Source organism: Micromonospora sp. NBC_01405, assembly GCF_045040155.1.
Lineage (GTDB): Bacteria > Actinomycetota > Actinomycetes > Mycobacteriales > Micromonosporaceae > Micromonospora.
Genome location: NZ_CP109532.1, coordinates 3,658,257 through 3,669,527 on the forward strand (window position 1 = coordinate 3,658,257; position 11,271 = coordinate 3,669,527).

The window sequence follows — 11,271 nt, forward strand, 5'->3', positions numbered from 1 at the left end:
GTCACTCCTCTGCGAGTAGTCGTGCGGTAGGGAGGCGGCGCAGCAGCGCGGCGGGGACCAGCGCCGCCGCGCAGGTGATCAGCACCCCGGCGGCGGCGACCACGGCGGCCACCAGCACCAGCGCCGCCGGCAGGTCGCCCACCAGCCAGGCCGCCCCGCCCAGGCCGAGCGCCGCCCCGGCGAGGGCGCCGAGCGCGCCGAGGAGGAACCCCTCGTACCCGATCAGGCGGGTCAGCGCGGCGTCGGTCCAGCCGACCGCCCGCAGCGTGGCCAGCTCGGCGGCCCGGTCCCGGATGTTCAGGTAGAGCACGTCGGCGACCGCGGCGGCGCCGAGCAGCACCGTCGCGACGGCAGCCAACCTGTCCGCGTCGCGCACGCTCAACGACACTGCGTCGCCCAGCAGGTTGCCGACGATGGCGCCGCGGAACGCGTACCCGGCGGCGGCGACCAGGGTCAGCGCGGCCACCCCGATGGCCAGCGCGCCGGAGCCGAGCAGGGTGCGCCCGGGGGTGCGGGCCAGGTTGGCCAGGGCCAGGCCGGCCAGGGTGCGCGGCCGGCGCACCCAGCGGGCCGTCGCCACCGGCGGTCGCAGCGCGGCGGCCGGGTGGGCGCGCGCGGCCCGCAGCGCCGGCGTCAGGCCCGCGACCAGCGCCAGCAGCAGGGCCACCGGTACGGCCAGCAGCGCCCGCCGCCATCCCACGTCGATGCCGAGCGCGGCCCCGAGCGGGACCGCGAGCGCCAGCGCGAGCAGCCCGGCGGCCAGCCCGAGCGCGCCGACCTCGCCGAGGATCAGCGCGCCGATCCGCCGGGCCGGCCAGCCCAAACAGGCGAGCACCGCCAGCTCGGACCGGCGGTCCCGGACGGCGGCGGCGACCGCGTTGCCGAGGAAGAGCGCGCAGACCACCAGCACCAGCACGAAGAGCGCGACGCTCTTGCGGTCCACGGCCTTCGTGATCACCGAGGCGACCCCGAGGGCCGACCAGTTCTCGGTCAGCCGCAGCGCCGGCCGGCCGAACGACCCGGCGGGCAGCTCCACGGCCTGCGGGGCGGGGGAGGAGCCGAGCGTGATGTCGACGTCGAGCCCGGTGACCTGGGCGATCCGCTCGGCGACCAGCCGGACCTGTTCGGCGGCGCGCTCGTTGTAGCCATCCACCTCGGCGACCCGGACCCGGATCGCACTGATCGGGGCGGTGAGCTGCGGGCTGCCGCCGCCGGCCAGCAGCTTCGGTACGGCGGCCAGGCTGGTCAGCAGCAGCGGCGGGGCGGAGAGGTGGCCGGCCGGGTTGCCGCCCGGCTCCAGCGGACGGCCGCCCAGGGCGTCCCGGCTGCGGGCGTCCGCGCCCTGCGCCGACGGCGGCTCGTACGTCTCCAGCGGCACCCGCCCGAGGTCGCTGAAGCCGGTCAGCTTCTCCGGGTCGAAGACCCCCACGGCCCGCCAGCTCCGGTACACCAGGCTGCGTGGATTCCCCTTCTTCAGCGGGAGCTTGCGCAGCGACCGCGCCCCGGTGTCCTCGGCCAGCCAGGGACGCGGGTAGGGATTGAACGTGAGCTGGTCGCCGTACACCTCCGGATCGGCCGCCGGGAGCGCGCCGACCCGCAGCGTGCCGTCGGGCAGCCGGTCGTACCGCGTCGGTCCGGCCTGGACCATCGCCTGGAGCTGGCCGAAGCAGCAGCCGTCCGGGGAGATGCCCGCGGAGATCCGGGTGCGCCAGCCGGAGGCGACGTCGTGGCGGGCTTCGCCGGCGGGGAGCTCGGGGCCGCGCCGCAGGGCCCGCTCCAACTCGGCGAGTTCGACACCGGCGGGGCGGGCCGCGGGCAGCCGGGTGAAGCTGGCGCGCAGCTCCTCGTCGACGAAGGGGCTGCTGGTCGCGAGCACCGGGACGGAGAGCATCTCGTCCGAGTCGATGTGCTTGACGGTCACCGTGTCGTCCGGGCCGAGCGCCCGCCCGTCGACCACAGCCCCGCCGAGGCCCACGAGGCGGTCCTCGGCGGTCGGGTCCACGGCGGCGAGCAGGAGTGGCACCGTCAGGCTGACCGCGATCCGCAGCCGGTCCGAGGTGGACGAGGGGCCCGACCCCGCGTCGGCGAAGACGTTCCCGCCGGCCTCGAACCGGCCGTCGGGGAGCATCCGTACGGCTACCAGCGACCACTCCTCGCGCTCGGAGTACGCGCCCAGGCTGCCCAGGGCTGACCGGGGGTCGCAGACGGCCCGGGTGCGGCCGTCGGGCAGCACCTCGCGGGGCTCGGCCCACCCGCACGGGGCCCACGGATAGCTGCGCCCGTCGGTGTACAGGGTGGCGTCGCTGGACTGGTTGGGCAGGTCGATGCGGGGGTAGATCAACGGGTGGGTGGTGACGTACACGTAGCGGGCCCGGCCCGGCGCGCCGGAGAGCCCGCGCTCGGCGACGAAGCGGGGGTCGACGCGGATGACCTGTCGGTCGAGCGACCGGTCCACCGCCGCGGTCAGGTCCAGCGGGGTCGGCACCGGGGTGGTGGAGTAGCCGAGCATGGCGATGGGGGCGGCGACGTCCACCCCGGCGACCGCCTTCACCTGGTCGTACTGTGCGGTGGTGATGCCGCCGAAGAGACCGGAGAGGTAGTTGGGCTGGACCAGCCGGCGTTCGGCCTCCAGCGGGGTGCGCGCGCCCTTCGGGCGGACCAGAATGTCGTAGGCGACGTCGGTGCTCCGCTCGACGGTGCCCGTGACGTCGAGCCGGGAGGTGGTGGTGGCACCGGTCAGGACGACGAAGCCGGTGGTCGCCACCAGCACGCCAGCCAACAGTGCCACCGACCGTCCCGCACGGCCGCGTAGCTGACTCCAGATGAAGTTGAACATGTCGCGCCTCCCCGTGTGCTGCTGCACACTCTGCGGGATACATTGTGACAATGCAAGGCCGGGTCCGGAACGGTACCGACCGGGCGGAACGGAACGGAGGAGACGGTGGCGATCCAGCACGCGGTCCTGGCCCTGCTCGCCCGGGGGCCCAGCTACGGCTACCAACTGAAGGGCGCGTTCGAGGAGGCGGTGGGCCCGCAGTGGGGGCCGCTGAACATCGGGCACCTCTACCAGATCCTCGATCGCCTCTCCCGCGACGGCCTGGTCGTCGCCGAGCGGCAGGCCCAGCCGGTCAAACCCGACCGGGTGGTCTACGAGATCAGCCCCGACGGCCGCGCCGCGCTGCAGGGATGGCTCGACGAGCCCAGCCCGCGCAGCGGCGGATTCCGGGACGACTTCTTCCTCAAGGTCACCGCGGCGGCCCGCTCCGGCGCGTCGGACACGGTACGGACGGTGCTCGGTAACCAGCGCGGGCACCTCATGCGCGAGCTGCACAACCTCGACGGGCTCCGCCGCCGGGCCGCCGACCCGGTGGTGGCCCTGCTGCTCTCCGCCGCCAGCCGGCACGTCGAGGCCGATCTCGCGTTCGTCGACGACGCCGAGGCGGCGCTGCTCGCCGACGGTGGCGCGCTGCTCGCCACGCTCGCGGGAAGCCCTCCGGGGCTCGACGGGAGCGGTTCAGGGGCGGTGCCGCCCGTGTCGGGTCCCAACTCGACCCGCGCGGCCGGCTGACGCCGCGCCGCCGGTCGGCCACCGCGCCTCGGGACGCCGGCGCGCTGAGACCTGGAAGGGAAACGGCCTTTCCGGAGGCCGCCATCTTCCAAGCTCTCGCGTCCGGCTAATGGTGGGGCGTCGGGCCGGCTGGTGGTGGTGGGGCGTCAGGTCGGCGGCAGCCGGCGCAGGAAGCGGGCGCCCAGGTCGGCGACCTGGGCGGCGTCGAGGTCGAGGGCCGGGGCCGCCACGGTGACCTCGGCCATCGCCAGGTCCGGGACCTCGGTGTCCTGCCAGCCGCCGACGAACCACGCCCTCTCCTCCTCGGCGAGGGCGAGGTTGGCCGCGTTGAGCCGGTCCGCCGAATGCGGCAGCCAGAGCCGGAACTGGTGGGTGTGCGGAGGCGTCGGATACACCCGGGCGCCGGGCAACCCGGCCAGGGCGGCGGCCACCGCCGTCGCGTGTGCCACGTACCCGGGCAGGCGGGGGAGCTCCCGGTCCAGCCCGACCAGCCCGGCCGCCGCCGCCGGCCACTGCTGGAACAGGGTGCCCCCGTACCGGTGCCGCCAGTCCCGGGCGTACCGGACCAGCCCGGCGTCCCCGGCGAGAGCCGCCCCGGAGATGCCCTCGACGGACTTGTAGAACGAGACGTACGTGCTGTCGGCGAGGGCGGCGATCGCGGCGGTCGGGCGCCCCAGGTGCGGGGTCGACTCCCACAGCCGGGCGCCGTCGAGGTGCACCCGGGCTCCGGCGTCCCGAGCCGCGGCGACCACGTCGACCAGCTCGTCCCAGGTGGGCAGCACGAAACCCGCGTCGCGCAGCGGCAGCTCCAGCAGCAGGGTGCCGATCGGCTCGGCGAGCTCCGCCACCTCCTCGGCGATCGGGTTGCGCGGCGCGGTCGTGGTGCGCACCGCCCGCAGCCCGCCGAGCACCGCGTACGCGTCCCCCTCGTGCAGCATGAGGTGGCTGAGCGGGTGCAGGCCGACGGTGGTGCTGCCGGTCAGCTCCGCGCCGTACCGGACGGCGACCTGCTGGGCCATCGTGCCGGTGGGGAAGAAGACGGCGGCCTCCGTGCCGAGCAGCTCGGCGACCCGCAGCTCCAGGGCCTCGACGGGGCCGCCCTCGCCGTAGAAGTCGGGCAGGGCGTCCGGCGTGAGCGTGGCCCGTACGGCGTCGAGATGCTCGGCCATCGACACCGGCCGGACGCCGGAGAGTAACTGGCTACAGCCGCGCATGGCCGCCATCCGGCGGACCCGGTCGGCGTACGCGCCGGTCATCCGGCGGCCCTCATCCCACGCAGCCGGGCCACCGCCTCGGTGAGCACCTCGGGCCGCTTGCAGAAGGCGAACCGGACCAGCCGCCGGCCAGCCTCGGCGTCGTCGTAGAACACCTGGGTCGGCACGGCCACCACCCCGCAGCGCTCCGGCAGCGACCGGCAGAACTCCACCCCGTCCCGCCCGCCGAGCCCGGTGACGTCGGCGGTGACGAAGTACGTCCCCTCCGGGGTGAGCACGTCGAAGCCCGCGTCGGTCAGCCCGGCGACGAGCTGGTCCCGCCGGGCCCGCATACCGGCCGCGAAGTCGGCGAAGTACCCGTCCGGCAGGGCGAGGGCCACCGCCACCGCCGGCTGCAACGGGGCGGCGTTGACGAAGGTGAGGAACTGCTTGACCCGCAGCACCGCCGACACCAGCGGGGCGGGGCCGCTGACCCAGCCGACCTTCCAGCCGGTGCAGGAGAACGTCTTGCCGGCCGAGGAGATCCGCAGGGTGCGCTCGCGCATGCCGGGCAGGGTGGCCAGCGGCACGTGGGGCGCGGCGGCGTCCGCGAAGACCAGGTGCTCGTACACCTCGTCGGTCACCGCGTACGCGTCGTGTTCGCGGCACAGCGCGGCCACCAGGGCCAGTTCGTCGGGGGTGAAGACCTTGCCGGTCGGGTTGTGCGGCGAGTTCAGCAGCACCAACCGGGTCCGGGGCCCGAACGCGGCGCGCAGGGCGTCCGGGTCGAAGGCGTACCGGCCGTCCGGTCCCGGGCGCAGGGTCACCGGCCGCCGGACCGCGCCGGCGAGTGCGATCGAGGCCGCGTACGAGTCGTAGTACGGCTCGAAGCAGATCACCTCGTCGCCCGGCTCGCAGAGGGCGAGGATGCTCGCGGCGATCGCCTCGGTGGCCCCGGCGGTGATCACGATCTCGCCGTCCGGGTCGTACTCCAGGCCCCAGAACCGGCGCTGGTGACCGGCTACGGCGGCGCGCAGCGCGGGGATGCCCGGACCGGGCGGGTACTGGTTCTGCCCGCCGCGCAGCGCCTCGGCGGCGGCGGCGAGCATCTCCGGCGGGCCGTCGGTGTCCGGGAAGCCCTGGCCCAGGTTGACCGCCCCGGTGCGCACGGCCAGGGCGGACATCTCGGCGAAGATGGTCGTCCCGAAGGGGCGCATCCGGGCCACCAGCGGGTCGACATTCGCGGTCGTCGTCACGTCGGCCAGCCTACGGGCCGGCCGCACGGGTTCAACCCCACGTTCAGCCGGTGCAGTTGACCCAGGACTGGCTGCCGTCCCTGGCGACGGTGCGACCGTCGACGGTGATCCGGCAGTCGACCCCGTACCGGTCGTCGCTGTTGCTGGCCAACACCATCACGCGACTGGCGTCGACCATCCGGAAGCTCTTGCGCCAGGGCAGTTTCACGTTCTCGGTCTGGATCAGGTCACCGGCGGCGTCGTAGTACTGGAGGTAGGCCGGGCCCTGACCGGTCACCTCGTAGACCACGGTGACCCGGCCCGCCCCGTTCGACGGGCGGGTGGCCGGGCTCCGGGTGGGCTCCGGGCCGGGGGACGCCTCCGCTGGTTCCCCGTCCTCGTCGGGGGCGGACGGGTCGTCGTACCAGGGGTCGGTGGCGCTCGTCCGGTCCTCAGCAACGCTGGTGAGGAGGCCGGCCAGGCAGGCGCACCCGCAGAGCCCGACGACCAGGACGACCACGAGCCCGATCACCAGGCCGATCACCTTCGCGGTGTTGTCGGGCCGGACCGCCGGCTGCCCGGGGTACGCGAACGGCGGCGGGTAGCCGGCCGGGAGCCACCCGCCCTGCCCGCCCTGCCCGCCCGGCCCAGTCCAATGGCCCTGCCCAGGCCACCCGCCCTGCCCAACCGGCCCCGGCCCGCCGGGGTGCCCGGACCAACTCGGCTGGCCCGGCGGTCCCGGCTGGCCCGGTGGCCAACCGGCCGGGCCGTACCCGGGCCAGGGCTGCCCGGCGGGGTGTGGCGTGGCGGGGCTGGTCGGCGTCGCCGTGGGGGCGGCGGGGCTGCCCGGCCCGCTCGACGTCGCCGGCGCCGCAGGCGAAGCCCAGGGCTCCGGGGCGGTCCACGGCTGCGGCGGGGCCAGCGGGACGGGCGGCGACCACGCCGGGCCGCTCGCCGGGTCCGCCGGGTCCGGGGTTGGCTGGGGTGTTGACGGGCCGGTGGGGTCGGCCCCGCCGGACGGGATCGGATCGGGAGCTGGCGACGACGTCTCGGACATAGAGGGCTCCGGGGAGGGGCGCGGACACGGCCGCGAAGGGGGGATGGGGACGTCGAGAACCGCTGGCGCGGCCGTTCTCCCGAGGGAAACACAGACCCGCAATGTACGCCGCCCAGCCGCCCGCCAGGATCCCCTGTGGGGCGTCGGTGTCCGGTCGCTGTGTTCGTCCCCCAGAGCACCACACCCACCCGTTCGCTCAAATCAAGTGCTTGTTTGCCCGGCTTCCGCGCACGCGTGATGAGCGAAACTGGGTTAGGCTGCGGGTCATGTGTGGAATCGTGGGTTACGCCGGCGCGCGCCCGGCGCTCGGTATCGTGCTCGACGGCTTGCGCCGCCTGGAGTACCGCGGCTACGACTCGGCCGGCGTGGCCGTCGTGTGCGACGGCGAGCTGCTGACCGAGAAGAAGGCGGGCAAGCTGGCCAACCTCGAGAAGGTGCTGGCCGAGCGCGCCGCCATCGACCCTGAGGGCTGCGCCTCCAGCCCGATCGGCATCGGCGACGGCACCACCGGCATCGGCCACACCCGCTGGGCCACCCACGGCGGCCCCACCGACCGCAACGCCCACCCGCACGTCGCCCCCGACGGCCGGGTCGCCGTGATCCACAACGGCATCATCGAGAACTTCGCCAAGCTCCGCACCGAGCTGGAGGACGCCGGCGTCCAGTTCAGCAGCGACACCGACACCGAGTGCGCCGCACACCTGCTCTCCGCCGCGCTGGCCGAGCTGCGCGCCGCCGGCGAGCCGGACGGGCCGGGGCTGCTCGTCGCCGCGATGCGCGCGGTCTGCCAGCGGCTCGAAGGGGCGTTCACGCTGCTGGCCGTCGATGCCGCCGTGCCCGGCGCGGTGGTCGGCGCCCGGCGCAACTCCCCCCTGGTGGTGGGCCGGGGCGACGGGGAGAACTACCTCGCCAGCGACGTCGCCGCGTTCATCGAGCACACCCGCGACGCGATCGAGCTGGGCCAGGACCAGATCGTCCTGATCACTCCCGACGCCGTCGAGATCACCGACTTCGCCGGCCGTCCGGCGACCGGCAAGGACTTCCATGTCGACTGGGACTCCTCGGCCGCCGAGAAGGGCGGCTACGACTGGTTCATGCTCAAGGAGATCGAGGAGCAGCCGCAGGCCGTCGCCGACACCCTGCTCGGCCGGCTCACCGCCAGCGGCGAGATCATGCTCGACGAGGTCCGCCTCAGCGACCAGGACCTGCGCGACGTGGACAAGATCTTCATCGTCGCCTGCGGGACCGCCTACCACTCCGGCATGGTCGCCAAGTACGCCATCGAGCACTGGACCCGGATTCCCTGCGAGGTGGAACTTGCCAGCGAGTTCCGCTACCGCGACCCGGTCCTCGACCGGTCCACGCTGATCGTGGTGATCTCGCAGTCCGGCGAGACCATGGACACCCTGATGGCGCTGCGGCACGCCAAGGAGCAGAAGGCCCGGGTGCTGGCCATCTGCAACACCAACGGCTCGACCATCCCGCGCGAGTCCGACGCCGTCCTCTACACCCACGGCGGGCCGGAGATCGCCGTCGCCTCCACCAAGGCGTTCCTCACCCAGCTCGTGGCCTGCTACCTGATCGGGCTGCACCTGGCCCAGGTTCGCGGGATCAAGTTCGCCGACGAGGTGGCCGCCGTGGTGGACCAGCTCCACCAGATGCCCGCCAAGCTGCGCGAGCTGCTGGACCGGATCGCCCCGGTGCGCGAGCTGGCCCGGGAGATCCGCAACGAGCCCACGGTGCTCTTCATCGGCCGGCACGTCGGCTACCCGGTGGCCCTGGAGGGCGCGCTCAAGCTCAAGGAGTTGGCGTACATGCACGCCGAGGGGTTCGCCGCCGGAGAGCTCAAGCACGGCCCGATCGCCCTGATCGATGAGGGCACCCCGGTGATCTGCATCGTGCCGTCGCCGGTCGGCCGGGGCATGTTGCACGACAAGGTCGTCTCCAACATCCAGGAGGTCCGGGCCCGGGGCGCCCGGACGATCGTGATCGCCGAGGAGGGCGACGAGGCCGTGGTGCGCTACGCCGACCACCTGATCCGCGTGCCGCGCACGCCGACGCTGCTCGCCCCGCTGGTGACCACTGTGCCGTTGCAGGTGCTCGCGGCGGAGATCGCCGCAGCCCGGGGCCACGACGTCGACCAGCCCCGCAACCTGGCCAAGTCCGTCACCGTCGAATAGCCGCCCGCCGGAACCGGCCCCCTCCGCCAGCCGGCGGCAGGGGGCCGCTGCGGCTTCCGGGGCACACGTCGGCACGTCACCGGCCCAGGACGACGCGGGCCATGCCGTCAAGGGCGGGATTGCCCTGGTCCCAGTAGCCGGTGTGGCCGTACCGGCCGCTGGGGAAGGTGCGGCCGCCGAAGCCCGGGTCCGCCGGGTCGTGCCCGAACCACAGCGCGTGGTCCTCCCGGGCGGTCAGCACCGCCGCCAGCGGGCTGAGCCCGCGCAGCACGCGGCGGGGCAGCTCGTCGGGGGCAGGGGCCAGCCGGATCGCGTCGTCCGGCGCGGTGCTCGCCCAGACCTCGCCCGAGGGCACGCGCAGCCCGTCGGCCCGGTCCACGCCCACTCCGGGGGAGCCCACGAACACCAGCGCGTCGGCGGCGAGTCCGTGGTCCCGGGCGGCGGTGCCCACGACCAGCGAGCCGTAGCTGTGCCCGAGCACCGTCTGCCGGGCCGGCGGGCCGTCGTGGGTGGCCCGCAGGCCCTCCTGGAACCGGTGCAGCGCCGGGCCGGCGTCCCGCGCCTGGCCGGGCAGGACGGCTTCGTGCAGGAAGTCCGGCGCGTCGTAGTCCAGCCAGAGCACCGCCGCCGTCGCCCCCGTCGGGTCCAGCGCCGCGCACCGGGCCTGCACCCGGCCCGCCCGGCCCAGTTCCCCGGCGGCGTCCGCGAGGCCGGCGGTCATTCCCGGGACGTACGTCAGCACCCGGTCGGCCCGGTCCGGGTCGCCCAGCGCCACGATCGCCCGGCCCTCGCCGCCCGGGGCGAGCCCCAGCAGATACGCGCGCGGCTGCCCGCCGCCGGTCAGTCGGGCGGCCAGCGCGTCCAGGCCGGTCAGGGTCGCCCCCACCCGGGCCAGCCCGGCGGTCTCCAACGGCCCGTGCGGCCACCGGGCCAGCAGCCGCCGCCGCTCGGCCAGCAGCACCTCCCGCCACCGGCCGACCAAGAGCCGGTTCGCCTGGTCCCGCGCCGCCGCCGGCACCCCGTCGAGCCGGCCGACCAGCTCCGGCTCCCGGGCCACCAGCCAGCGGCGCTGCGCCGGGGTGAGCCCGGCCCACCAGGCCCGGACGGTCGACGGGTCGGCGCCGGGCGTCGGCCGCCAGGGCGGGGGCGGGGCGACCCAGCCCGCCCGGGCCGCCGCAGCCAGCTCGTCGAGCCTGCCGGCCGTCTCCCGGTCGGCCGCGTCGGCCAGTGCGAGGGCGGCGGTCACGGCGGCGGCCACCCGCGCCACCGGCGGGTCGGGCGCGCTCGACCGGGCGCCCGAAGGGCCCGCACTCACCCGCCCCCGCCGGTCGATGCGCACCCCACCGGCCTCGGCCAGGGCGACCGCCTCGGCCAGCCCGGCCCTGGCCCGGCGCAGCCTCCCGGCCAGCTCGGCGAGCACCTGGTCGGTCTCGATCAGTGCCGGCACGAGGGCGGCCAGGTCGGCCCGGAAGGCGGCGATCCGCCCGCCGGCCGCTCCGGCGGCGGCACCCGTCCACCCGGCGCGCAGCGCCCCGGCAGCCCCGGCCAGCTCCGCCGACCGCCGGTCGACCAGCCCGGTCAGCCCTCGCCAAGCAGTCCCGGCCGCCGCCCAGCCGACCGGGTCGGCCGCCCACAGCCGGGCGTAGCCGCCGTCCCCGGCGGGGCCGCCCACCGCGCCGCCGTGCCCCGCCGACGTGCTCATCGGGGCAGGACCGTCAGCCGGCGGGCCGCCCGCTCGTCGGCCGTCTCGTAGCCTTCGGCGGCGGTGGACAACGCATGTCCGGCGGCGGCCACCCGCGCGCCGAGCCCGCCGCACCACGCGTGCACCGCCGACTCCAGGGCGGCCAGGGCGGACGCCGACCGCCACCCGGGCGCCCGCACCACCAGGCCGGGCACCCCGGCCAGCCCGTGCCCCAGCCGGTACGCGTCGGCGTCGAGCGCCCGGGCCACTTCCCGCAGCAGTTCGGGGCGGACGGTGAACGGCTCCTCGCGCATCGGCGCACTCCTCCGGCTCGGTGCCGCCGACAGGCGACGGGGA

At 75.6% G+C, this 11,271-nt stretch carries 8 protein-coding genes; 2 read left to right on the forward strand and 6 right to left on the reverse strand.

The window, feature by feature from the left end; translation table 11 throughout:
* Position 1: 1 nt before the first annotated feature.
* On the reverse strand, positions 2-2,836 hold the full coding sequence (locus OG559_RS15810; RefSeq protein WP_405104594.1) for an FtsX-like permease family protein: 2,835 nt from the start codon (positions 2,834-2,836) through the stop codon (positions 2-4).
* 105 nt (positions 2,837-2,941) lie between these two features.
* Between OG559_RS15810 and OG559_RS15815 the strand changes: the two genes are divergently transcribed.
* Positions 2,942-3,568: a helix-turn-helix transcriptional regulator gene (locus tag OG559_RS15815; protein ID WP_405104596.1), complete on the forward strand. Its 627-nt coding sequence runs from the start codon at positions 2,942-2,944 to the stop codon at positions 3,566-3,568.
* Between the two features lie 146 nt (positions 3,569-3,714).
* Here OG559_RS15815 and OG559_RS15820 read toward each other — a convergent pair whose 3' ends face one another.
* From OG559_RS15820 to OG559_RS15830, 3 genes are read right to left on the reverse strand one after another with little or no spacing between them, the layout of a single operon-like run.
* Positions 3,715-4,824, reverse strand: a complete 1,110-nt coding sequence (locus tag OG559_RS15820; protein ID WP_405104598.1) for a threonine aldolase family protein — start codon at positions 4,822-4,824, stop codon at positions 3,715-3,717.
* Positions 4,821-6,017 carry a pyridoxal phosphate-dependent aminotransferase gene (locus OG559_RS15825; RefSeq protein WP_405104600.1) on the reverse strand — a complete coding sequence of 399 codons (1,197 nt, stop codon included), beginning with the start codon at positions 6,015-6,017 and terminating at the stop codon, positions 4,821-4,823. Before OG559_RS15825 ends, OG559_RS15820 begins: the two co-directional genes overlap by 4 nt.
* Before the next feature lie 43 nt (positions 6,018-6,060).
* Positions 6,061-6,528 (reverse strand): MmpS family transport accessory protein, encoded by a 468-nt coding sequence (locus OG559_RS15830; RefSeq protein ID WP_405104602.1) that lies wholly within the window; start codon positions 6,526-6,528, stop codon positions 6,061-6,063.
* Between the two features lie 791 nt (positions 6,529-7,319).
* Here OG559_RS15830 and glmS point away from each other — a divergent pair.
* Positions 7,320-9,233: a glutamine--fructose-6-phosphate transaminase (isomerizing) gene (gene glmS / locus OG559_RS15835; RefSeq protein ID WP_405104604.1), complete on the forward strand. Its 1,914-nt coding sequence runs from the start codon at positions 7,320-7,322 to the stop codon at positions 9,231-9,233.
* 76 nt (positions 9,234-9,309) lie between these two features.
* Here glmS and OG559_RS15840 read toward each other — a convergent pair whose 3' ends face one another.
* Both OG559_RS15840 and OG559_RS15845 read right to left on the reverse strand, forming a co-directional pair.
* Entirely contained in the window at positions 9,310-10,935 is a 1,626-nt protein-coding gene (locus OG559_RS15840) for an alpha/beta hydrolase (RefSeq protein WP_405104606.1), read from the reverse strand.
* Positions 10,932-11,228, reverse strand: coding sequence for a hypothetical protein (locus tag OG559_RS15845; RefSeq protein WP_405104608.1), 297 nt, complete (start codon positions 11,226-11,228; stop codon positions 10,932-10,934). Before OG559_RS15845 ends, OG559_RS15840 begins: the two co-directional genes overlap by 4 nt.
* Positions 11,229-11,271 lie beyond the last annotated feature (43 nt).